Consider the following 23,536-nt stretch of genomic DNA (forward strand, 5'->3'; position numbering starts at 1 on the left):
TCACGCCTCCCTTGACTGATTAGGTCTCGAGATTTGCTCAAACTCTACTCTCCGCCGCTCCCTCTCTTGTGCCGTCCTGGGGGCCAACCCAGTCAAATGGCCGTCAGAGATTCCCACGTTAGCTGATTGTGTCGAAACCACGATTTAGGAATACGTCATCTCAAAGTGAAGGCATCGCATACGCTTACCCAGTTGCCCGGTTTCTGTCGCGCGATGTTCCATAGCCGCAACTTACCCGCCACCACTCGTCATCAATGAATCACCCCATGCAGGGGCGTACCCAAGGTTTCTTACTGCGATAAAGAGGACTCTCACCTCTATTTACATGCTTAAGCTATCCAGCGACCCACCCATTACGGTGGTGCCATGTACCCGGGACAGAAGGTGATGCCCCCCTGCGTATTTTTAACCCGGTACACCTACGCCATTTCTGACGCATCAGCAGCCTACACGCACAGTCTTCGTCACGCCGTTCATTTCCAAACGTCCCGAAGTCCGGATTTTCACCGGTTCACAAATCAGCAGGGTTGGTCTGCGTTACCGCAGCTCCCGTTTCCGTGTCGCCCAACCTCTCAAGTAGATTGGGTCGAGCATGGCATGTCTGCCATAGGCGCCCATTTCAGCCGCACCAGCCAGCGTTACCCGGCATGCAGCTAAGGCGGTGTGCGAAAAGTTGGCAGCTTTTCGCGTGTCTTTCGACATGTGTGTGCTTGCAGGTTGGCGTCCTGCGTTTTGCCTCCTCACCAGGGTAAAGGGGCATAACGCAGAACACCGTGCATGCGAGCCGACCAGACTCTCACCTGGCTGCCTGCCCTGAAAACACATCGTTCCTGATTGTGTATAGCGAAAGTTGATGAAAATCTTGGAACATCATTACGTGCAGGTCGCAGCTATCGAATCACATTGCAAGGACGTACGTTTTCTTCGCTATACAGCGCATCAGCAACCGAATGAGAAAACCTGTATGTCTGCTTCAACACCCATCGCACGCAACAAAACCGCAGCACTGGTCCGCATCGTGGACAGCGTTCCGAAAGGCTATCACCGCTACACGCACGGCACTGTTGCCGCGAGCAAAGCCGAAGCCTTAGCGAAGAAGTTTCATGCTCTGTACGGGATTGGCTGCTCGCCAGCCCAGCGACTGACGCGCAAGGGAAAGGGCTTAGCTAATTCCGTGTTGGTCATGTACTGGCCCTTGGCTGCAGAAAAAGTGGAGTGGCTACTGCTGGCAACGGATGGTGAAGGACTCGAACAGGAAAGCTTGCGGGATGTCGGGGATAAGCCGTACTTGAAATGGCTTGGGTATGAACTGGTACGTCAACCCAGCCGAGGCCGGGCTGCGTGGACATGGCGACGGTCAAAACAGGAAATGGAAGAACTGCATGCGCTGATAGCAACGCAGGCAAATCGGAAAAATACAGCCGCGATAACGGAAACGCTGGAGCGCATCGCCAGGCAGCCTGGTTTCCATGGCGTACGAACCCAGTCATGGGCGCTATGCCAGGCTGCACTACAGCGCGGATACGATGGCCCGCTGCCGCATCTGTATTTTGTGCAAAAGATAAGTCATGGGGAGCGATTGGTGCTGGAGTAGTTTGGCTTGGTTCATGCACGATGACGTGTCGGTCAAACTTGTGTAGATATGCGGCTCTGTATTCATCCGTTCTCTGAGCAGCCCACTTAGCAGGGGGAGCTGCTGGTTTGTCTCACTCCAAATCAACTGTGCACTAACGCCGCTTATACTGAAGGAACAGTCGATAGGTTTTCAGACCGAGTGACGGTAATTTATTCTTACCAGTAGTCAGCCTTTCTTCTTGTAATCAGATTGACTCGCGGCGCTTGCGAACTTGCTCTTCTTTGGTCGGCCGACCACGTTTAGCAGGAACATTGGGCGGAAGCATGCTTGGATTTTGCTCACCGGAGATGTGTTCATACTGCTCTTGCAACCAAGTATCCACGTCCTCCTGACGGAAACGTACTTGCCGGCCAAGCATAATCGCAGGTGGTAGAGACCCACCATTATTACGACGGTTATAGATAGTTTGCAGAGACAGACCTATAAGTTGGGCAAGCTCGGCTGGGGTTAGCAAAGGGAATGTCATGAGGGTATCCGGTCAAGCTGGCACCTGCCAGCACTCCGTATAGCGCTATACAGTGTGAAACCTGGATTTTTAATGCATTTGTTCTATTGCGAAGCAAGGCTGCATTGCCTAAAATGACTTTGCGTTGCTGCAATTTTGCAGCACTTAGTGAGGTAGATGGCGGTAAGTCGCAGGAAGTGTAGGTAGGTTAAGTTGCTGATTTTTATTTGCTTTTCGATGGAGTTTCAGTCTGGGCAAGACCCGTTAAATGGACTGTTAATCCGCAGGTCGCAGGTTCGAGCCCTGCTCGGGGAGCCAAGCATTCAAAGCCCAGTCAGCAATGACTGGGCTTTTTGCATTGGCGAATCCCTGCCGGGGGCGGCGTACGGCGCAGCTTTCGCAGAGATGATCATCAGCGGTGCAGCCGCGTGCGGGAGCAGGGGAGACTGGCTGGTGGTGTGATGTTGAAACGGTATTTTTGGCCTGCCGGCTTGCTGTCGGCATGCCGGCAGCAGTCCGGCCGACAGTCGCCTTGTCGTGCCGGGCTGTGTTGTTTCGATTGGCAAGCGGCAATCTTGGCCGTGCTGGCGGCTTTGATGTATAAAACAGCAAGTTCCGCGCAGATGTGACCACCATGGGTGCGCCGCATTTTTCAGACGGGACAGGACCAGACCAGAAGCTCATCCAATAAAAACAAACTCATAGGAAGTCAGAGGATGACCATCAAGCTCAAGTTTACACTGCTGCTCTCCATCGCCTTGCTGGCCTTGCTGGTGGTCAGCGGTGTCGGTCTGTGGCAGCTCAGTGCAGCGCAGAGCCGTTTCGAATACATCAGCAGCAATACCTTTCCCAGTCTGAAAGCCCTGCAAACCGCCCAAACCGCCATGTACGGCATGCGTGCGGCCCTGCGCAACCATGTGTCGCATGTGCAGCAGGAAAAAAAGCTGGAAGACGAAAAGGCCATCGAAAGCAGCCGGCAACAGTTTGACAAGGCGGTCAGCCTGTATGAAACCGAGCTGGCGGTGGATGACAGTGACCGCCAGATGGTGAAGCAGGCCAAGGCGGACATGGCGCAATACCGCGCGGCAATGGACGAGTTTTTCAATAACTCGCGCTCCAACTACATGTCGGTGGCGACCGCCATGCTGGAAAGCGGCAGCCTGTTCCAGCTGTCCGGCAAGCTGGAGGCCGATCTGAACAAGCTGATCAGTTACAACTATCAGCTGGGCAACCAGCAAAACGAGGCAAACCACAGCGCTTACAATGCGGCCAAATGGTTGCAGACCGTGCTGGCCCTTGTCGTGTTGCTGGGCACGGCCTGCGGTGGCTGCTTGCTGATCCGTGCCATCACCCGTTCGCTGTCCGACATGCAGCTCACCATGGAGCGGGTCAGCCAGCAGCGTGATTTCAAGCTGCGGGTCAGCAGTGACAGCAAGGATGAGCTGGGGCGCACCGCCGCTGCCTTCAACAGCCTGCTGGACAGCCTGCAGCAAAACCTGCTGCAGCTGCGCCATGGCGCACAGGATGTGATGGCTTCTTCGCAAAAGATGAATGAAGCGGCCGATGACATCTACCAGGCTGCATCGGCACAGAGCGAGTCCTCTGCCGCGGTGGCGGCCACCATCGAGCAGATGACGGTGAGCGTCAACCATGTGGCCGAGCGTGCCGACGAGGCACAGCTGCTGTCGCAAACCTCCAGCCGCCAGGCCGAAGCCGGCTCGGTGACCATCGGTCAGACCATTGGCGATATCCGCGATATTTCCGCTGCCATCACCAGTGCCAGCGACGCCTTGCGCGGGCTGAATGCGCAAAGCAGCCAGATCGTGTCGGTGGTGCAGGTGATCCGTGATGTGGCAGACCAGACCAATCTGCTGGCACTCAATGCCGCCATCGAAGCGGCGCGCGCCGGCGAGATGGGCCGCGGCTTTGCCGTGGTGGCCGACGAGGTGCGCAAGCTGGCCGAGCGCACGGCCAGTTCCACCCAGGAAATATCCGCCAGCCTGCAGGCCATGCAGCAGGCCTCGTCAGCGGTGGTGGAGCAGATGAAAAATGCGGAAATGCTGGTGGAGGGCGGTGTCAGCCGCGCCGATGAAGCCGACCGTGCCATACAGAGCATAGGGGAGGCGGCTGCCAGCACCACCGGCATGGTGGCGGACATCTCGGTGGCGATCAAGGAGCAGGGCCTGGCCAGCAACAGCATTGCCCAGCAGGTGGAGCGCATCGCCCAGATGTCGGAGCAGGCCAACTCGGCCGCTTCGCAAACGGCTGGCAGTGCCAAGGACTTGCGCGGTCAGGCCGAGCGCCAGATGCAGATCATCGCCCAGTACCAGCTGTAGGCAGTACCCGGTCGGCTGAGGGCCATTCACCGTGTGGGTGGCTGGCCCTGCGTGCTGTCCTGGGTGCTGGCACGCGCTGCAGCGCAGTGCCGGCATGGCTTGAAGACGTCATCATGGCTGCCGGGCGCTGTGATAAAATCGCTGACATATTTTTACAGGCTGAGGCCAACTGCGTCGCCCGCTGCGCTTGCTTCCATGTAGATCACCCAGAGCCTTTTGCCGATGAAACGACTGTTACAGTCCCGTTCCGAACTTTCCCAGGTTTTGCAGACCTTCCGCCAAACCTTCTACCAGCTGGCGGGCTTCAGTGCCGTGATCAATCTGCTGATGCTGCTGCCTTCCATCTACATGCTGCAGATCTACGACCGGGTGCTGCACAGCCGCAACGAAACCACGCTGCTGATGCTGACGCTGATGGTGGTGGGCCTGTACGGCCTGATGTCGCTGCTGGAGCTGGTGCGTTCCGCAGTACTGATACGGGTGGGAAACCGTCTGGACATGCAGCTGAACTTTCGTGTGTTCACGGCCGCTTTCGAGCGCAATCTGCGCCGGAACAACGGCAATGCCGGCCAGGCCCTGCATGATCTGACCAGCGTGCGCCAGTTTCTTACCGGCAACGGGCTGTTCGCCTTCTTTGATGCCCCCTGGGCGCCCATCTACCTCGCCGTTACCTTTATGTTTCACTGGATACTGGGTCTGTTTGTGCTGGGGGGCATGCTTATTCTGTGTGCGCTGGCCTGGCTGACCGAGCTGTCCACCCGCAAGCCGCTGGCCGAGGCCAATCAGGCGGCGATCGCCGCTGGCAATTACGCCAACAACAATCTGCGCAATGCCGAAGTGATCGAGGCCATGGGCATGTTGCCCGCCTTGCGCGAGCGCTGGTTCCTGTTTCAGAGCCGGGTGCTGGAAAAACAGACCGAGGCATCGGACAAGGCCGCGCGCATCGGGGCGATTTCCAAGCTGGTACGGCTGTCGCTGCAGTCGCTGGTGCTGGCCGTCGGGGCCTTGCTGGCCATCCAGAATGAAATCTCTCCCGGCATGATGATTGCCGGCTCCATCCTGATGGGGCGCGCGCTGCAGCCGGTGGAAATGGCCATCGCCACCTGGAAGCAACTCATCGGCGCACGTAGCGCCTATCAACGGCTGGATGATCTGCTGGCCGAGTATCCGGCCCGCCTCAGCGGCATGAGCCTGCCACGGCCGCAGGGCAATGTGCAGGTCGAGGCAGTGGTGGCCGGTGCGCCGGGCGGCCATGCGCCCATTCTCAAGGGCATCAGCTGCGCCATGCAGCATGGCGATATCGTCGGCATTGTCGGCCCCAGTGCGGCGGGCAAATCAACACTGGCACGCCTGCTGGTCGGGATCTGGCCGGCGCAATCCGGCAAGGTGCGGCTGGATGGCGCGGATATCTTCCAGTGGAACAAGGACGAACTGGGCCCGCATATCGGCTATCTGCCGCAGGATATCGAGCTGTTTGAAGGCAGCATTGCCGAGAACATCGCCCGCTTTGGCGATATCGATTCGCAACTGGTGATCGAGGCTGCCACCAGGGCCGGTGTGCACGAGATGATTCTGCGCTTCCCCCAGGGCTACGATACCCGGCTGGGCGATGGCGGCAGCATGTTGTCCGGCGGGCAGAAGCAGCGTATCGCCCTGGCCCGTGCCATCTACGCCAGCCCGGCTTTCGTTGTGCTGGATGAACCCAATTCCAATCTGGACGATGTTGGCGAACAGGCACTGATCCACACCGTGATGGACCTGAAAGCACACGGTACCACCGTGGTGCTGATCACCCATCGCACCAGCATTCTCAATGCGGTGGACAAGCTGCTGGTGATGCGCGATGGCCAGCTGCACCTGTTCGGCCCGCGCGATCAGGTGCTGTATGCGCTGAACCAGGCCGCCCAGCAGGCGCTGCAACAACAGCAGGCGGCCGCCCAGGACCAGGCCGGCCACACTTCCAACGAGAACCAGGCATGAATCTGTTCCACAAATTGACCGCCGCCCTCCGCCGTCCGCAGCCGGAGCACACCGCCAAGCCGGGCATCGAGCCGTTTGGCCGGGTGGATACCGATGATGGCCGCATAGGCCGGCGCGGGGTAAAGCTGTTACTGGTCGGTTTTGGCGGCTTCATGCTGTGGGCTGCACTGGCACCGCTGGATGAAGGGGTCACGGCCAATGGCAGCGTCACCGTGGCCAGCAATCGCCAGACCGTGCAGCACCTGACGGGCGGCAGCATCGAACAGCTGCTGGTAGGCGAGGGGGCGCTGGTGAAAAAAGGCCAGTCGCTGATTGTGCTGAACGATACCGAGGCCCGTGCGCAGATGGGCAGCACCCTGGCGCAGTTCATCAGCGCCCGTGCCATCGAGGACCGCCTGCTGGCCGAGCGCGATGGCAAGCCGACGCTGGTTTTTTCGTCCGAGCTGGATGCGCTGGCCAGTGACCCGCGGGTGACGCAGGCCAAATTGCTGCAGACCCAGCTGTTCAATACCCGCCGCGCTGCCTTGCACAACGAATTGCAGGCCCAGGATGAAAACATTAACGGGCTGAAAGAACAGCTGCGCGGATTCCAGGGGGTAAAGGCCGCCCGCGCCGAACAAAGCAAGTGGCAGGACAAGGAGCTGGAGGGCATACGCGAACTGGCTGCTGGTGGCTATGTGCCGAAAAACCGCTTGTACCAGCTGGAAAGGGCGGCGGCGGAAATCAAGGGCGAGCTGGCGGAGACCATTGCCAGTATCGGCCGGGTGCAGGACAGCATTGCCGAAACCAGGCTGCGTCGCATTGCGCGCCAGCAGGATTACCAGAAAGAAGTCGAGTCGCAGCTGACGGATATCCAGAAAGAAACCGACGCCTTGCGCGACCGGCTTACCGCCCAGCGCTATGCCGTGGCCAACAGCATCATCCGTTCGCCGATTGACGGACTGGTGGTGGGCTTGAAACTGCATACCGTTGGTGGCGTGGTGCAGCCGGGTCAGCCCCTGATGGATGTCGTGCCAACGCATCAGCCCTTGCTGATCGAAGCCACGGTCGACCCGGCCATGAGCGCCAAGGTGCATCCCGGCCTGCCGGTCGACATTACCTTCCCGGCGCTGAACCAGCAGAGCACCCCGGTGATACCCGGCGTGGTGGCCACTTTCTCCGCCGACCGCTTGCTGGATCAGAAAACCGGCGCGCCTTATTATCTGGCGCAAATCAAGGTCACCCCGGCTGGCATGCAGCTGCTGGGCAATCAGCAGGTGAAGCCTGGCATGCCGGCCACCATCGTCATCAAGAGCGGCGAGCGCACCATGTTGCGCTATCTGCTCAAGCCCATCCTGGATCGCATGAACCTCGCCTTCAAGGAGAGCTGAATGGCCGTACGCAGGCCTTGTCGTCTTTATGCGCTGCTCACCCTTCCGGCCTTGCTGCTGCCGGCCTTGGCCCAGGCTTATGGTTTGCTGGAGGGGTTTCAGCTGGCGCGGCAGAACGACCCGCAATACCAGTCTGCCAGCGCCGAACGCGAAGCCGGCGCTGCCAACCGCCAGCTGGGGCAGGCGCAGTTGCTGCCTACACTGAGTGCCAGCTTCAACCGCAGCAAGGTCACCGGTTCGGATACCGCACCCGATTTTTTTGGCACGCTGTCCACCTCGCCGCTCAAGTACATGAGCCAGGACGCGGCCATCCAGCTGCGCCAGCCGGTGTTCAATCTGCAACGCTGGGCCATCTACCAGCAGGGCAATGCCCGTGCCGACTACAGCGAGGCTGTTTTTTCCCGCAAGGAAAACGAACTGGCCGTGCGTTATCTGTCGGCCTATCTGGGTTTGTTGCTGTCACAGAAAAACATCGCGCTGAGCGAGGCCAAGCTGCATGCGCTCAGCAGTGCGCGCCAGCAGGCCCAGAAACTGTTCGAGCAGGGCGATGGCACGGTGACCGACATCCACGACGCCGAGGCGCGCATGGCGCTGGCCGAGTCGGAATTGATCGAGGCCCGCAATATGCAGCTCATCGCCGAACGCAGCCTGCTGGCCGTGACCGGCACACCGGCAACCGGGCTGGCCGAGCCGGGCAGTGATATCGGGCAATATCTGGGTGCCGAAGGCACGGTGTCCGATTGGCGCGACAAGGCCCTGCAGTACAGCCCGGACATCCGCGCGGCGCAGATGAATGTGCAGATCGCCGAACAGGAACTGCGCAAAGCCAAAGCCAGCAACTATCCCACGCTGGATCTGGTCGCCAGCAAGGACCGCTCCAGCGCCAGTTCTGTCTCCACCATCAACCAGCGCATCACCCAGAATGTGATCGGCATCGAGCTGAGCCTGCCCATTTTCAACGGCGGCTATAATTCGGCGCAGATCGTGCAAACCAGTGCGCAATACCGGCAGGCCCTGGCCGAGCTGGACAATGCCAGAACGCAGGTAGAGCTGGAGGTGACCAGGCAGTTTTATGGTGTCAGCAATGGTGCGCGCAAGGTGGCGGCACTGAAAAAAGCCGTGATCTCCAGCGAGGAAACGGTCAAGGCCAGCAAGCTGGGGCTGGGGGCCGGCGTCAAGACCCTGACCGACGTCCTCAATAGCGAGGAGCAGCTATACCAGGCACGCCGTGATTTGCTGCTGGCACAATACAACCAGCTGGTCAGCTGGATTGCCCTGCGTGCCGACAGCGGGGCCTTGCGTGGCGAAGACATGGTTTTGCTGGATCGCAATTTTTCCGCACAGGCCGGGCAGCCCTAGCCGCTTGCAGCCGTGCCGGCGTGTGCTCCATCGCAATGAAAAAACAGTAGCAATGAAAACAGCGCACTGCCGGTCAAGGCAGTGCGCTGTTGTGTTGTGCTGAACAATTAGGCCAGATGCAGCTCGGCCAGCGCGGCGGCCGACAGGTTGACACCCACCAGCGAGATGGCCGGAGCACTGTCGTGAGTCAGGCCGTGCGCCCCGGCTCCGGTGCCACCCAAGGACAAGGAGAAGGTTTCGCTGGCCGACAGGCCGGAGGTGTCGGTGGCCTTGACGGTAATGGTGGCCGATTCGGTCTGGCTGCCCGGTGTGGCGACAAAGCTGTCGGTTTTGGCGTTGAAGGTAATCCAGCTGGGCAGCGCCTGGCCATTGGACTGCGTGGCACCGTAGGTCAGCGTCTGCCCTTGCGGATCGGTAAAAGTGCCCTGCGGTACGCTGATGTTCAGCGTGCCATTGGCATTGAAACTGATGGCCAGCGGCAGCTGGTTCACCACCGGGGCTTTCAGCACGCTCGCCACATCGTTGAGGGAGAAGGTTTCCGAGGCGGACAGGCCGGCGCTGTCGGTGGCGGTCAGGGTAATGCCGAAAGTGCCAGCCGTGGTCGGTGCCGTGCCGGAGAAGGTTTCGGTCTGGGCATTGAAGCTCAGCCAGGAAGGCAGCGCCTGGCCGCCGCTCAGTGCGGCCTTGTAAGTCAGTGCCAGGCCTTGCGGATCGACAAAGGTGTTGCTGGGCAGGCTGATGCTGAAAGCCTTGCCGGCATTGATGGTCTGGTTGGCAGTCTGGGTATGCAGCGTCGGAGCGGCATAGCCATCGTTAAGGCTGAAGGTTTCCGAGGTGGACAGTCCAGCCTGGTTGGTGGCCACCACTTGCAGCGCCAGCGTGGTATTGGCGCTGGGCGCCGTACCGCTGAATGTCTGGGTTTGCGCATTGAAGCTCAGCCAGGAAGGCAGGGCTGCGCCACTGGCCAGCTTGGCGCTGTAGCTGAGGGTTTCACCTTGCGGATCGGTAAAGGTGCCAGCCGGCAGGGCAAAGCTGAAGCTGTGGCCGGGGGTGAGCTGCTGGGCCGCGGTGGCCTTGTTCAGCGTCGGAGCGTAGGCAGTATCGCTGATGGTAAAGGTTTCGGTGGTCGACAGGCCGGCCGTATCGGTTACTTTCACCAGCACCTGGGTCGAGCTGGAGCTCAGCGGCGTGGTGCCGGACAGGGTGTCGGTGCCGGCATTGAAGCTGAGCCAGGACGGCAGGGCCTGGCCATTGGCCTGGGTCACCTTGTAGCTGAGGGTCTGGCCTTGCGGATCGGAGAAAGCATTGGCCAGCGACAGCGAGAAGGCATGGTTGGCAGCCACGGTCTGGTTGGCGGTCTGCGCGTTGAGAATGGGTGCCGAGGGGGTAACCGGCACCGAGCCGCCAGCATTGTCTACAGTGATGGTATCGCCGGCGGCCAGCAGGGTAGCCAGGCTGACTTCGAAAGTGGTGTTCCAGTATTGACCGCTCTGGCTACCCCAGGGATTGCGAATTTCCAGGTTGCCATTGGCTGCATCGATGCCATAGATCGACAGGGCATGGCCGGCCACCAGCTGCACTTTGCCGCCAGCGTCATAGCTCCAGGTGTTGGACGACAATACCAGGTCATCCCCGGCGGCCAGGTCGGCTTTCAGCGTGCTGAGTACCGAGGCCGTGCTGATGCCGCTTTGCGAACCGGTGCCGGACAGCGATGCATTATAGGTACGGCACAGCCAGCTGGAACCACTGGCGCAGAAGTCGGTGATCTGCGATGCCCCGGTAATCGACTCCAAGGCATATTCCGGCAGGCCGCCATTGCCGATGGCGGTAAAGCTGTTGCCGGTGTAGCTGTTGCCGGTGGTCACATTGATGGCCTGCAGCTGGGCATAGGCTTTTTCCAGCAGGGTCGCCCACATATTGCTGCCGGAGTTGCAGCCGGTTTGCAGCACATTGTTGACGGTGACGTACTCGGTGCTGCCATGGAAGTGGAAGGCCACGCCATAACTGCCGTTACCGTTCACCGTGATCATGTTCTTGATGATGCCGGCGTTCTGGCTGGCCACTTCGGCAATAGAAGACAGGAAATAGCAATCGCCCAGCTTGCCCTGATTGATATCGCTGGCTGCCGGGCCGTTGGCTCCGTACAGCGCTGCCGTGCTGGTGCTGTAGGTGATTTTTGAGGTGGAGCCATCGACGGTGACGGTGGACGAGGGCAGGTCCGCGCCCTGCAACCACTTGCCGTTCAGATTGCTCAGCTGTGCGGCGGAAGAGCCGGCAGCCAGATTGCCCAGGCTGCTGCTCGATGCATTACCACCCGTCCAGGAAGCATTGGCGGCATTACCGTTGACCAGCGCATTCAGGGTGTACAGATTGTAAGCGGAGGCTGTCTCGCCCACGTTCAGATCGGCCACAATGGTTTTCAGATCATTGAACTGGCTGCTGGACAGCGTGGTCTTGTTGCTGGTCAGCTCGGCGGACAAATCAGTCACCAGCTTGGCCAGCCCGGCTTCGGTCACGGTGCCGGACATGGCGTTCATGTCAGCCTTCAGTACCGAGTCGGACAGCGTGGCAATCCACGACGGCGCCGTTGTGGCCGAGCTCAGCTTCAGCGTGCTGTTGCTGGCTGCTGCAGTGGATGCGGTACTGGACAGCGCTGCCGTACTGGCAGCCGTTGTGCTCACGGTTGCAGCCATCAGGTTGTTACTGGGCAGGGCCGACTGATAGACAGGCAGAGCCGGTGATGCAGAAACATTGCTTTGCCCCGGAAAACCGGCATCAGACAGCAGACCATCGGCCGCCTTGGCGGAGGTCGCATTTGCCAGCACATTGTCTTGCTGACGGGGGAGAGTGTTTGAGGCGCTCATCGTTTTCCTTTGGAGATCCAAAGCAAAGCTAAAGGCGCTGTCAGCTACCGGGCGGTAGCAGGCAACTGGCTGACATGGGAACGCTAGGCGTCCGGTAGTCCCTTTAGTTTTGCGTCACCGGCTTTCACCGGCTTTGCCATAAGTTTCCTAATTTTACAGTTGAAAATACCGGTATTGCAATGTGGATTTTCCTTATGTATCGCTGGCGCTACAGTGCTTAACTATCTGTTTAAGCACTGCTTCCCGTTACCTGCAAACCCGACCCCGCTTTCCCCGGTGTGCCGGGTTTCTACCGCAGCACATTGTCTTCCAGCCACAGCGCTCACCTGCACCAGTCGCTCGGTGCAGGTCGCCCGCATGTCGTTCTGTTCGCAAGCCTTGTCCTGCCGCCCAAACACTAAGATCGGTCGGTATCGATGGCCCACTTGATGCAGTCAATCAAATAGTCACAGGACTGGGTCAGCAAGGCATCGCGGCGCGTGACGATGCCGATACAGATTGGCGGGATCGTTTCCTGTATCGGCACCTCAACAAGGATTTGCCGTATCCATGGCATGTCCAGAAAGCTGGCGGGCACGGCGCTGACCAGATCGCTTTGGCTGCACAGACAAAGCCATGCCGTGAACGACTGGCTTTCGATGATGCGTGCCGGCAGGGGGAGGCCCAGCGAGGCATACATCTCAAGAACTTGGCTGCTGATATTGCCGGGCAGGGAATTAAGAATCCAGCAGGCCTGATGCAGCTCGGCCAGCGAGCGCTTTTTCGCCAGCGGGCTGCCCTGACGCACGGTGATGATGATCTTTTCTTCCAGCAGTGGCGTGAAAACGAACTCACTGCCCAGATAGGCCGGGTTGATTGCGCCAACCAGCACATCCAGCATCCGGTCACGCAGGCTGGGCAAGGCCAGTGGCAAGAATCCTTCGTGAATGACCAGTTGGATGTTGGGCATGCGCTTCTGAAACTTGTCGACGGCACTGGCCAAAAACTTCATGGCGACCAGCGGGGTGACACCAATGGAAACCTTGCCGAACAGTTCGCCGGATAACTGGTGTATTTCCTCTCGCGCCTGCTGCATTTCCGCCAGTATCACCTGTGCCCTTTTTTGCAATGCAAGTCCGAAGTGTGTCAGCTGCACGCCGCGTGCGCTGCGCATGAGCAGCGGGACGCCAAGGTCTTGCTCCAGCTCGCGCAGCGCCTTGGTCAAGGCGGGCTGGGACAGGCAAACCGCGCGTGCAGCAGCACGGATACTTCCATGCTGGGCGACAGCCAGCAGTGCGCGTAACTGGTGGTGCTTCATGGGTTTTTTGATGATTCCTGTTAGTTATCACGATAACAAAAGGTAGTCATTTATTATGCACTTATCTGAGTATACTCAATGCAGAATTAATATGTTAACAAAACAAAATTGGGCTCACCCAACAGAAAATCTGCATGGAGAAATCAAGATGTCAGTAAACAAGGACCTGATCTGCCCTGATAGATCATTGACGCAGCAACACTCTGCCACCCGGCTGATTGTTGCCACCACCATTGGTAATGCACTGGAATTTTTCGACCTTACCGTTTTTAGTTTTTTTGCGGTATTAATCGGCAAACTGTATTTTCCGGCCCATTCCGAAAGCACCCAATTATTGCTGGCGGTGGCGACATTTGGTGTCGGCTTTGTCACGCGGCCGCTGGGCGGGATCGTGCTGGGTATTTTCGCTGACCGCTATGGGCGTGTCCTGGCGATGAAGCTCACCTTCCTGCTGATGGCCTTGGGTACCGGGCTGATTGCCATCATGCCCACCTACGAGCAGATCGGTGTTGTGGCTCCCATCATGATCGTCATTGCCCGGCTGCTGCAAGGTTTCTCCGCGGGTGGCGAAGTGGGCGCTTCGACCGCTTTACTCGCGGAACAGGCCCCGCGTGCGCAGCGTGGCTTTTATACGAGCTGGCAATTTGCCAGCCAGGGTGGGGCTGCCATGGTGGGGGCCTTGGTGGGAGCATGGCTTACACATAGCCTGTCGCCGGCAGAGCTCGCGTCCTGGGGATGGCGCATTCCTTTTCTGGTGGGCATGCTGATTGCGCCGGTCGGCATTTTCCTTCGATCGCAACTTGCCGAAGAGCCTATTCCCGCCACTCCGCTGCCACGTGGCACCAATCCACTCTGGCTGGTATTGAAAAGCTATCCCAAAAGTGCATTGATTTCATTCAGCCTGGTTGTGGGCGGAACCGCCACCCACTTTATCGTGCTGTATTACATGTCAACGTATGCAATCAAGGTATTGCATCTGCCCATGTCTGCCTCCTTGCTCTCCGGCAGTATCGCCGGAATGTTGATGCTGGTGCTCTCCCCGTTAAGCGGCATGCTTTCCGACCGCTATGGCCGCAAGCCGATTGTGCAGTCATCCCGCCTGGCACTGACCGTGCTGATTTACCCCTGTTTCGTCCTGTTGCATAACCATCCCGACCTTCTGACCCTGCTGCTGGTGATTAGCTTGCTCTCCGCATTGCATGCCGTGAATGCAGGTGCATCCGGACCGTTATTGGCTGAAATTTTCCCCAAAGAGGCCCGTGCCACTGGCATGTCACTGGCTTATGCGCTGGCGGTAGCCATCTTTGGCGGGTTTGCCCAATTTATCGTCACTTGGCTGATTGACCGTACCGGCAGCCTTAATTCCCCTGCATGGTATGTGATCGGCTGCGGGCTACTTGCTTTCGTTGCCGCCATGTTTGTCACCGATCGTGCCAATCAGGACATCTGAAACCATCGCAAGAATGGGGTGCTAAATGAATCAAACACTATTGACGGGCAACAAAATGGCTGAACAGAACAGGCCGCTGATCAAGTCGACCGATCTGTGCGATCTGAGCGCACTGGATATGCTGGCTTTATTGCGTAACAAGGAAATCTCTGCAGTGGAACTGCTGCAGGATCATTTGCAGCGAATCAGGCAAGTCAATCCCCGGGTCAACGCACTGGTCACACTGGTGGACGAGGACATTCTGCTGCAACAGGCACGCGCCATCGACAATGGATGGATGAAAGGTGTCTGGCAAGGGTGCTTGCATGGCCTGCCGGTGTCGCAAAAAGACCTGATCGCCACCAAGGGCGTACGCACGACCTTTGGCTCGCGCGCTTTCACCGATTATGTGCCGACGGCGGATGCGCTGATCGTACAGCGCTGTACGCAGGCTGGCGCATTGATGATTGGCAAATCCAATACTCCCGAGTTTGGTGCCGGCTCGCATACTTTCAATGATGTGTTCGGTGCCACGCTCAATCCTTGGGACACCACCAAGAGTGCCGGTGGCAGTAGCGGTGGCACGGCGGTTTCCATCGCTTGCGGAATGAACCCTGTTGCCTGTGGCAGTGACATGGGCGGTTCCTTGCGCAACCCCGCTGCGTGGAACAATGTGGTTGGCCTGCGCCCTTCGCCTGGCCGTGTGCCGCGCGTGCCTGATGCAAACGGCTGGATGACGCTGGGCGTCGATGGCCCAATGGGACGGACAGTGGCGGATACCGCCTTGTTGCTGAGTGCCATTGCAGGGCCATCCGCTGCCACTCCCACCGAAATCAATGAGGCAGGCGCCCGGTTTGCCCTCCCGCTGCAACACGATTTCAAAGGCTGCAAGCTAGCGATCTCCGCTGGTATTCCGGGTATCCCCGTTGACCCGGAAATCATGACGATGGTGCAGGCACAGGCCGCGATCTTCGATGCGATGGGCCTTGAAGTGGAGTTGATGGACGTCGACTTTGGTCACGTCGAAGAGGTGTTTCGCTCGGAACGCGCCTGGATCATGGGAGGTTTGGTCGACAGCCTGCCTGAACATCTCCGACCCTTGCTCAAGGATGAGGTACATGACGAGTACCGTTTGTATCGCTCACTATCCGCCGGGGATCTGTCCCGCATCTTCCAGCAAAAAACCGAACTTTTTCAGCGCATGAAGCGCTTTCTGGACCAGTACGACTTTTACGTGCTGCCAAGCTGCCAGATGCATCCCTTCCCGGCATCCCAGCGCTGGCCCAATCAGTTCATGGGACAGGACTATGGCAATTACATCGATTGGATGCGCCAGTCATGGTACTTGTCCAGCACCGAGCACCCGGTGCTCGCTCTGCCATGCGGTTTTTCAGCCAGCGGCATGCCTGTCGGTCTGCAGGTGGTTGGCCGCTTCCGTGATGAGTGGAGCCTGCTGCAGTTTGGTCATGCCTACGAAATGGCAACGCAGCATGGTCGAACGCGTCCACCGTTGTTGTCTGCACTGACTCCCTGACTGCCGGGGCGATCAGCCCCGAATTCTTCCGTCAACTGAAAATCGTGCCGCGGCATGAGGGCTTCGCTCGGCCTGTATCCGGCGAAAGCATTTGCATCACAACAGCCTGTCGCAACAGGCGAGTCAACGAGACGTGCATACACGTCCATTAACTTTGGAGATGTAGTCATGAGAAAAAGAGTCATCTGCAGCTTGCTTGCCAGTACCTGGAGTTATGCCGCTTTCGCCGATGTCACCATTTACGGCAGTCTCAATGCAAGTATTGAGTCGGTAAAGGCAAAGGGAAGTGGCACATCAGAATTGCCAAGGCTTACACGGATTGCAACAGGCACCTCATACATCGGCTTCAAGGGCGGTGAGGATCTCGGCAACGGGCTGAGCACCATCTGGCAGATCGATACCAACTTGCGCAACTTTGAGCAAGGCGGGGTCAATGACCAGGGGCAAACAGCCGTATTGGGCACACGTAATACCTTCCTTGGCTTGCAGGGGGCCTTTGGTAAAGTGTATGCGGGTAATAGCGATAACGCTTACAAGGCACTTGCCGACATCCGCCTTGACCCCTTCGTCAACACAACTGCCGATGTGTTCGGTGGGATTTTCGATCGTGGAGGTGCCCGCCTGCCAAACTCGGTGCATTACTTCTCGCCCACGCTTGGTGGCTTTCGTGGCGGTGTGACCTACAGCTTTGACGAACGCCGGCCGATTGCCACGGATGGATCGGTGCAAAACAATTACCGTCTATCCATCGCAGGGCGCTATGAGTGGCAAGCCTTGACCGTTGGTCTTGCCCGCGATGTTCAAGGCAGCAAGTTGAACGCCGCCGGCACCACGCTTGACTACACCGGCAGGGCATTTGGCCGGGCAAACATTTCCTATGCCTTTTCAGAAGGCACCACGATAGGTGCTGCATTCGAGCAGGATAAAAGATCCAACTACAAGGCAAGAGACACGACTCAAAATGGCTGGATTGCCACCGTGACCCAGAGTTTTGGCCGCAGCAAAGTCAGCCTGCTGTACTCGGCACTGGGTGGCTTGCAAGGAGCCGCGACAGGACAGCCGGATGACTACAAGTCTAGCCAGTGGGTGTTTGGTGCCATGTATGACATGTCAAAAAACACGCAAGTTTATGCCTTTGCGACCAAGATCAACAACCATAGCCGTGCTGCTATAAACTTTACCGGCCCGGTTGATCCGGTGTTTGACCAGAAGTCGGGAAGCTCGTCCGCCACGCTCACGCCAGGAAACTGCCCGCAATCAATTGGCATGGGGATGCGCGTGTTCTTTTAGCATTCATCGCCATGCCCGCAAGGAGATTCTTTGTGGGCATGGGCTTACCCCTTTGCCGCGTACCGTGCTGCGGAAGTCCACACCCTGGCGCGCTTTCCTACGCGCAAAGTAAACCCCGGTATCCGCGTGTCCTTGAGTTCAACACGTGAATCCGGGGTTTTGATTCTGGCTATCTAGCTGTCGGTCAGGTGCGCCTGTATCGCTCGCTCCAGGGTGACAACTGGGGTCGAACGCTACAGGCCAACACCTAAAACAGCTTATTCCTTGCTGGAAGTTTCCTCGCCAGCGGCAGCGGCATCGCGTGCCTGCTGCTGTGCTGCACTTCTGGCGTCGTAATACTCTTTGTTATCCAGATAGTGCTGACGGCGGGCTTCCTTGGCAGCGGCTTTTTCCGCCAGTTCCGCCTGTTTACGGGCTTCAGCCTCGGCTTCCTGCTGCTTGCGGGCCTGACGCTTGGCTTCGCGGATGGCTTCTTCCGCCGCTTCCATGTCCGCCACTTCCTTCAGGCTCTTGGCCGGGCCGGTTTTTTCGAACCAGGCGACGGACTCGACGTGGGCGGTGTGCGGGAACATGTTAATGATGCCTGCGGCCTTGAGGGTGTAGCCCTTGGTGTTGACCAGTACGCCGGCATCCCGGGCCAGGGTGGCCGGATTACAGGACACATACACGATGCGCTGCGGTGCGGTGTCGTCGGTCATGGCCTTGAGCAGCTGGATGGCACCATCTCGCGGTGGGTCTACCAGCATTTTGTCGAACTTGCCCAGTGCGGCAAAACTGGCCGGGGTGACTTCGAACAGGTTGGCCATTTCATAGCTCACCTTGTCCTGCAAGCCATTGTGGGTGGCATTTTCCACGGCACGCTTCACCAGGGCCTGGCTGCCTTCCATGCCGTGAACCGTGGCGCCGGAGCGGGCAATGGGCAGGGTGAAGTTACCGATGCCGCAGAACATGTCGGCAATGCGTTCGCCCGGTTGCGGATCGAGGAAGCTGAGGGCGCGTGCCACCATCACCGCATTGATCTGCGGGTTCACCTGGGTGAATTCGGTGGGGTAGTAGGGCATTTCCACGCCATATTGCGGGATGCTGTAGCTCAGGCGCGGGGCATCCAGCGGATAGATGGGATAACAGGTATCCGGGCCTGCCGGCTGCAGCCAGATCTGCAGCGGTCGCTGCGGCTGGCGGTGCTGGTCGGCGAACTGCTGCAGCAGCTTTTCGTCGGCCTTGCTGATGGCATCCATATTGCGGAATACCAGCACGTCCACCTTGTCTCCCACCGCCACTTCCACTTGTGGCATGCGGCTGTTGATCGACAGCTTGGCGATCATCTCGCGCAGCGGCATGATCAGGTCGGAAATATTCTTGGGCAGAATGTGACATTCGCGCATTTCGGCGATATAGCTGGAGTGCTTTTCATGAAAGCCCACCAGCACGCCACCTTTTTTCGGCACCATGCGGGCCGACAGGCGGGCACGGTGACGGTAATGCCAGGTCGGGCCGGCAATCGGGGTGAGAATGCGCTCGGCCTTCACCTTGCCGATGAATTTGAGGTTGTCTTCCAGAACGCGCTGCTTGATGGCGACCTGGGCAGTAAATTCGACGTGTTGCATGGAACAGCCGCCACAGGTGCCGAAGTGCGGGCAGGACGGCGTGGCGCGCATGAAGCTTTCCTTCAGCACGGCGGTGGTGTCGGCGTTTTCGTACGTGGGCTTTTTGCGATAGGCGCTGTATATTACCTTTTCATAGGGCAGTGCGCCGTCGATGAAAATGGTTTTGCCGTCGACGTGGGCGACCCCGCGGCCTTCGTGGTCTAGTGATTCGACCAGAGCAATGGTCTGTTGCTGAGTCATTGTATTCGTGTGGTAAGTCAGGCGGAAAAGCGTGATTTTCTCAAAATATGCGCCGCTGCGCAGCGATTTTTGCCAGAGCAGTGATTATCGGGTTTCTGTTATGATGCCTTCAATCAAAAACTATTGGTTTGGTGCGCGATGAAGCAGTCGGTTTTTACTCTTGTACCTGGTGTGGTTCTGTTGCTGGGCAGCATGATCAGCCAGGCTGCCAGCATGCCGGAGCCGGATATCCTGATCAGTCAGACCGGCCAGCATCTGGTGGTGAATCTGCCGCAAGCGCGGCTGTTTTTATATCAGGATGGCCGTTTGCAAAAAATCTATCCGGTGGCGGTGGGCAAGATGCTGACCCAGACGCCGACTGGCAGCTATGCCATTACCGGCGTGTATCGCGATCCCAGCTGGCATGTTCCCAAATCCATCCAGGACGAGCAGAAAAACCAGGGCAAGCCGGTGCTGACCGTGGTGCCGCCAGGCCCGGACAATCCGCTGGGGCCGGTATTCATCCGCTTTGGCGAGGCCAAACTGGGGCTGGGTTTTCATGGCACCAATGCGCCGGCCTCGGTGCCGGGTTTTCGTAGCCATGGCTGCATCCGGCTGAAGAATCCGGATGCCTTGAACCTGGCCGACACGGTGCAGAAAGGCGCGGCGGTTACCGTGGCCTACCAGACTGTCCTGCTAAACGAAGACAGCGCTGGCGAGTTATGGCTGACTGCTTACAAGAATCATTACAAGCAGGATGATCCGTCCTTCCCCCATCTGGCTGACAGCCTGCTGGAGTGGCAGCGTAGCCATGCGGTGGCCGTGGTGGGCAAGCGGGTCGATCAGGCGCTGAAAGAGCGCAGCGGCAAGCCGGTATGCCTGACCTGCAAGAGCGGTACGGCCAATCCGGGCGAGCTGGCTGCGGTGCGCTGGTTGTCCTTGCCGCCCAAGGGCGGAGCTCCTGTAGAACAGCAGGCGGTGCCGCAAGACCCGGCGGCCCAGTCTTACAATTCGGCTGGCAACAAGCTGAAGCCGGCGAAAAAACCGGCCGTGCTGCTGTAGCGCCGGCGCAGTCCAGTTTTTATTTCCCGTATTTCCCGCCAGGAAAGTGTGTTGCCCTGCTGCCATGGCAGGGCAGAGGGCTGTGTCTGGTGCGGTGAAACATGCCATGTGCCGCGCCCTGCCTGATCAGGCCGGAGCAAGCCTGGGGCGGACAGCAGCCGGCTTGCTGCCGGCTGCTTGCCTTGTGGTGGCCGCAGGCTTGCATTTTTGCGCTGCGGCCCTATATTAGCCCCTTCCCTTGCAAGCAGGCAGCGCAGTAATGACAACCATTGTGGCAGTGAGAAAAGGCAATCAGATTGCTATTGCCGCCGATAGCCAGACCACCTTTGGCGACGACCAGAAGCTGTTGGCCGGTTACGATTGTTTCCATAACAAGATCTTCCAGCATGGCGACAGCTATCTGGCCATTTCCGGTTCTGCCGCCCACGACCTGGTATTGCAAGGCGCTCTGAAAGAGCTGAAAAAGAAGGATCTCACCAGCCGCAAGGGTATTTTCGATACCTTTCGCAAGCTGCATCCCAAATTGAAAGACGGGTTTTACCTGCGTCCGGAAGAGGACGAGGAAGATCCCTATGAATCCAGTCAGATGATGGTGGTGATCGCCAATGCCCACGGTATTTTCGGTGTCTATCCCATGCGCGAGATCTACCAGTTCTCGCGTTTCTGGGCGATAGGTTCGGGGCGCAAATTCGCCATGGGAGCGATGTTTGCCGCTTACGAGCAGGATTTGAGTGCACGGGAAATCGCAGAGATCGGCGTGCGTGCCGGTTGCGAGTTTGATGTCAATTCCTGCCTGCCGATGACCGTCTATACCGTAGAAGTGGCCGAGGATGCCGCCAAGGAAACAACAGCATGAGCCAACACGATACTTTGCAACGCTTCCTGTTTGATGGTGCACCGGTACGCGGTGCGCTGGTGCGCCTGGATGGCGCATGGCAGCAGGTGCTGGCACGCCGGGCCTATCCGGCAGCCCTGAAAGCCATTCTGGGCGAAATGATGGCAGCGGCCGAGCTGATGGCCGCCAACCTCAAGTTTGAAGGCGCGCTGATCTTGCAGTTGCATGGCAACGGCCCCTTGCGCCTGGCCGTGGTGGAGTGCAACCACGACCGCACGGTGCGCGCCACCGCCAAGTGGGATGGCGATCTGGCGGACGACGCGGCCATTCTGCAGCTGCTGGGCGGTAGCGGCCAGTTTGTCATCACGCTGGAACCCCGGCATGACAAGGCGCAAACCTGGCAAGGCATTGTGGCGCTGGAAGGCGACACTATCGGCCAGATGCTGGAAAACTACATGCAGCGCTCCGAGCAGCTGGACACGCGGCTGGTGCTGGCTTGTAACGACAGCACGGCTGCCGGCTTGCTGTTGCAGCGCCTGCCGGAAGGCCACGGCGAGCCGGAGGGCTGGGAGCGCATCAGCATTCTGGGGCGCACCTTGCAGGCGCAAGAGCTGCTTGAGCTGTCGGCAGGGGAGATCCTGCACCGGCTGTTCCATGAGGAAACGGTGCGGGTATTCGAGCCGGAGGGCGTCAGTTTTGCCTGCAACTGCAGTCAGGAGCGCGTGGGCAATATGCTGAAAATGCTGGGCGGCCAGGAAGTGGGCGAAGTGCTGCTGGAGCAGGGCAGCGTGGAGATCGTCTGCGATTACTGCAACCAGCATTATGTTTTCGATGAAGAAGACGCCAATGCGCTGTTCGACTACGATCTGGTCGCTGCCGTGCGCGAGGCACGTCACTAGTCCTGGCACCGTCTTGCCGGCCTGTGTCAAAACCGCCATATTCTGGCGGTTTTTGCATTTTTGCCGCAGCTTTTGCTAGGCCGTGAGGGGCCTGGCAATTGTGGCTGTTTAAGGAAATAGTAGATTTGATCATAAATGTACTGATATTCTAAACGGGCACGCAGCATCAAACCTGTATCAAAGGAGTAGGAAAACAATGAAAAAAATGCTTGTAGGCGGCCTGCTGGCTGCATCTGCACTGGCTGCTCAGGCTGGCGCACCGGTTGTCAACATTTACAACTGGTCCGATTACATAGCACCGACCACGGTGCCTGATTTCAGCAAGAAAACCGGCATCAAGGTGCGTTACGACGTGTATGACAGCATGGAGACGCTGAATGCCAAGCTGGTGACAGGTCATTCCGGCTATGACATCACCGTACCGTCCAACAATGTGCTGGAAGTGGGCATCAAGGGTGGCCTGTTCCAGCCGCTGGACAAGAGCAAGATCCCCAATTACAAGAACCTGGACCCGGCCCTGCTGAAACTGATGGAAGCATCCGATCCGGGCAACAAGTATGCGGTGCCGTATTTCTGGGGCGTCATCACCCTGGGCATCAATGAAGACAAGGTGAAAAAGGCGCTGGGCGGCAAGCTGCCGGCCAATGAATGGGATCTGCTGTTCAAGCCGGAATACGTTTCCAAGCTGAAGTCCTGCGGCGTCAGCATTCTGGATTCCGCTTCCGACGTACTGCCCAAGGTGCTGCACTACTACGGCAAGCAGCCGGGCAGCAATAACGAGGCCGACTACAAGGCGGTTACCCCGCAGCTGGCTGCCATCCGCAGCAGCATCACCCAGTTCTCCTCCTCCGGCTATATCAATGATATTGCCAATGGCGATGTCTGCCTGGCCATGGGTTATGGCGGCGACCTGAACATTGCCAAGCGCCGTGCCGAAGAAGCCAAGCGCGGCGTGAACATCAAGGTGCTGATGCCGTCAACCGGCGTGGCCTTCTGGGTGGACAGCATGACCATTCCGAAGGATTCGGCCAATGTGGCCAATGCGCTGGCCTTCATCAATTACACGCTGGACCCGCATGTGGCCGCTGCCAATGCCAACAAGGTGACCTATGCACCGGGCAGCCTGGCTGCACGTCCCTTTGTGGAAAAGAAATATCTGGCTGACCGCAGCATCTTCCCGACGGCGGATGACCTGAAAAAAGGCTTCATCATGAAGTCGGTGGATCCGAAAACCCTGCGTGTTTACTCGCGTCTGTGGCAGAACTTCAAGCTGGGCCGTGCCAGCTGATCCTGTTGCTTGATGCCGTACAGCAAAAGCTCCCGTGAGGGAGCTTTTTTCATGTCCGGCGCGGGGCTCTGATCCGGGAAAGGCGG

General features: G+C 58.5%; 17 protein-coding genes and 1 riboswitch. Of the genes, 13 read left to right on the top strand and 4 right to left on the bottom strand.

Annotated features, from left to right (window positions below):
• Positions 1 to 853: 853 nt before the first annotated feature.
• The gene (locus tag JHD64_RS02120) at positions 854 to 1,594 is read left to right on the top strand and encodes a hypothetical protein (RefSeq protein ID WP_233170295.1); all 741 of its coding nucleotides are present in this window, start codon (positions 854 to 856) and stop codon (positions 1,592 to 1,594) included.
• 226 nt (positions 1,595 to 1,820) lie between these two features.
• On the opposite strand, the gene JHD64_RS02125 is transcribed toward JHD64_RS02120, so the two are convergent.
• Complete coding sequence (locus JHD64_RS02125) at positions 1,821 to 2,102, bottom strand: AlpA family transcriptional regulator (protein ID WP_178972950.1); 282 nt, start codon at positions 2,100 to 2,102, stop codon at positions 1,821 to 1,823.
• 695 nt (positions 2,103 to 2,797) lie between these two features.
• Between JHD64_RS02125 and JHD64_RS02130 the strand changes: the two genes are divergently transcribed.
• The 4 genes from JHD64_RS02130 to JHD64_RS02145 all read left to right on the top strand — a co-directional run bounded on the left by JHD64_RS02130 (position 2,798) and on the right by JHD64_RS02145 (position 9,126).
• Positions 2,798 to 4,417 carry a methyl-accepting chemotaxis protein gene (locus tag JHD64_RS02130; RefSeq protein ID WP_199052108.1) on the top strand — a complete coding sequence of 540 codons (1,620 nt, stop codon included), beginning with the start codon at positions 2,798 to 2,800 and terminating at the stop codon, positions 4,415 to 4,417.
• A gap of 222 nt (positions 4,418 to 4,639) precedes the next feature.
• The gene (locus tag JHD64_RS02135; protein ID WP_059285803.1) at positions 4,640 to 6,397 is read left to right on the top strand and encodes a type I secretion system permease/ATPase; all 1,758 of its coding nucleotides are present in this window, start codon (positions 4,640 to 4,642) and stop codon (positions 6,395 to 6,397) included.
• Positions 6,394 to 7,767, top strand: coding sequence for an HlyD family type I secretion periplasmic adaptor subunit (locus tag JHD64_RS02140; RefSeq protein ID WP_199052109.1), 1,374 nt, complete (start codon positions 6,394 to 6,396; stop codon positions 7,765 to 7,767). The genes JHD64_RS02135 and JHD64_RS02140 overlap by 4 nt, the downstream gene beginning before the upstream one ends.
• Positions 7,768 to 9,126, top strand: coding sequence for a TolC family outer membrane protein (locus JHD64_RS02145; RefSeq protein ID WP_199052110.1), 1,359 nt, complete (start codon positions 7,768 to 7,770; stop codon positions 9,124 to 9,126). It begins immediately after the preceding gene.
• A 107-nt stretch (positions 9,127 to 9,233) separates the two neighbouring features.
• On the opposite strand, the gene JHD64_RS02150 is transcribed toward JHD64_RS02145, so the two are convergent.
• The gene (locus JHD64_RS02150; RefSeq protein ID WP_199052111.1) at positions 9,234 to 11,663 is read right to left on the bottom strand and encodes a putative Ig domain-containing protein; all 2,430 of its coding nucleotides are present in this window, start codon (positions 11,661 to 11,663) and stop codon (positions 9,234 to 9,236) included.
• On the opposite strand from JHD64_RS02150, the gene JHD64_RS02155 reads away from it, so the two are divergent.
• Positions 11,662 to 11,847, top strand: a complete 186-nt coding sequence (locus tag JHD64_RS02155; RefSeq protein ID WP_199052112.1) for a hypothetical protein — start codon at positions 11,662 to 11,664, stop codon at positions 11,845 to 11,847. The two genes, JHD64_RS02150 and JHD64_RS02155, sit on opposite strands and share 2 nt — an antisense overlap.
• Before the next feature lie 200 nt (positions 11,848 to 12,047).
• Positions 12,048 to 12,138: riboswitch (cyclic di-GMP riboswitch) on the bottom strand.
• A gap of 249 nt (positions 12,139 to 12,387) precedes the next feature.
• On the opposite strand, the gene JHD64_RS02160 is transcribed toward JHD64_RS02155, so the two are convergent.
• Positions 12,388 to 13,287 (bottom strand): LysR substrate-binding domain-containing protein, encoded by a 900-nt coding sequence (locus tag JHD64_RS02160; RefSeq protein ID WP_199052113.1) that lies wholly within the window; start codon positions 13,285 to 13,287, stop codon positions 12,388 to 12,390.
• Between the two features lie 91 nt (positions 13,288 to 13,378).
• On the opposite strand from JHD64_RS02160, the gene JHD64_RS02165 reads away from it, so the two are divergent.
• The 3 genes from JHD64_RS02165 (at position 13,379) to JHD64_RS02175 (ending at position 17,540) form a co-directional block, all read left to right on the top strand.
• Positions 13,379 to 14,737, top strand: a complete 1,359-nt coding sequence (locus JHD64_RS02165; RefSeq protein WP_199052114.1) for an MFS transporter — start codon at positions 13,379 to 13,381, stop codon at positions 14,735 to 14,737.
• Positions 14,738 to 14,762: 25 nt separating this feature from the next.
• A complete protein-coding gene (locus tag JHD64_RS02170) occupies positions 14,763 to 16,250 on the top strand; it encodes an amidase (RefSeq protein WP_199052115.1) in 1,488 nt (495 codons plus the stop codon).
• Between the two features lie 168 nt (positions 16,251 to 16,418).
• Complete coding sequence (locus JHD64_RS02175; RefSeq protein ID WP_199052116.1) at positions 16,419 to 17,540, top strand: porin; 1,122 nt, start codon at positions 16,419 to 16,421, stop codon at positions 17,538 to 17,540.
• Between the two features lie 257 nt (positions 17,541 to 17,797).
• On the opposite strand, the gene rlmD is transcribed toward JHD64_RS02175, so the two are convergent.
• On the bottom strand, positions 17,798 to 19,387 hold the full coding sequence (gene rlmD, locus JHD64_RS02180) for a 23S rRNA (uracil(1939)-C(5))-methyltransferase RlmD (protein WP_199052117.1): 1,590 nt from the start codon (positions 19,385 to 19,387) through the stop codon (positions 17,798 to 17,800).
• A gap of 138 nt (positions 19,388 to 19,525) precedes the next feature.
• Between rlmD and JHD64_RS02185 the strand changes: the two genes are divergently transcribed.
• The 4 genes from JHD64_RS02185 to JHD64_RS02200 all read left to right on the top strand — a co-directional run bounded on the left by JHD64_RS02185 (position 19,526) and on the right by JHD64_RS02200 (position 23,450).
• Positions 19,526 to 20,428 carry a L,D-transpeptidase gene (locus JHD64_RS02185; protein WP_199052118.1) on the top strand — a complete coding sequence of 301 codons (903 nt, stop codon included), beginning with the start codon at positions 19,526 to 19,528 and terminating at the stop codon, positions 20,426 to 20,428.
• Positions 20,429 to 20,687: 259 nt separating this feature from the next.
• Positions 20,688 to 21,284, top strand: coding sequence for a hypothetical protein (locus JHD64_RS02190; RefSeq protein WP_059285798.1), 597 nt, complete (start codon positions 20,688 to 20,690; stop codon positions 21,282 to 21,284).
• Positions 21,281 to 22,162 (top strand): Hsp33 family molecular chaperone HslO, encoded by an 882-nt coding sequence (hslO, locus tag JHD64_RS02195; RefSeq protein WP_059286079.1) that lies wholly within the window; start codon positions 21,281 to 21,283, stop codon positions 22,160 to 22,162. The genes JHD64_RS02190 and hslO overlap by 4 nt, the downstream gene beginning before the upstream one ends.
• A 196-nt stretch (positions 22,163 to 22,358) precedes the next feature.
• Positions 22,359 to 23,450, top strand: coding sequence for a polyamine ABC transporter substrate-binding protein (locus JHD64_RS02200; RefSeq protein ID WP_199052119.1), 1,092 nt, complete (start codon positions 22,359 to 22,361; stop codon positions 23,448 to 23,450).
• Positions 23,451 to 23,536: the final 86 nt, after the last annotated feature.

The organism is Aquitalea sp. ASV15 (assembly GCF_016429115.1).
Lineage (GTDB): Bacteria > Pseudomonadota > Gammaproteobacteria > Burkholderiales > Chromobacteriaceae > Aquitalea > Aquitalea magnusonii.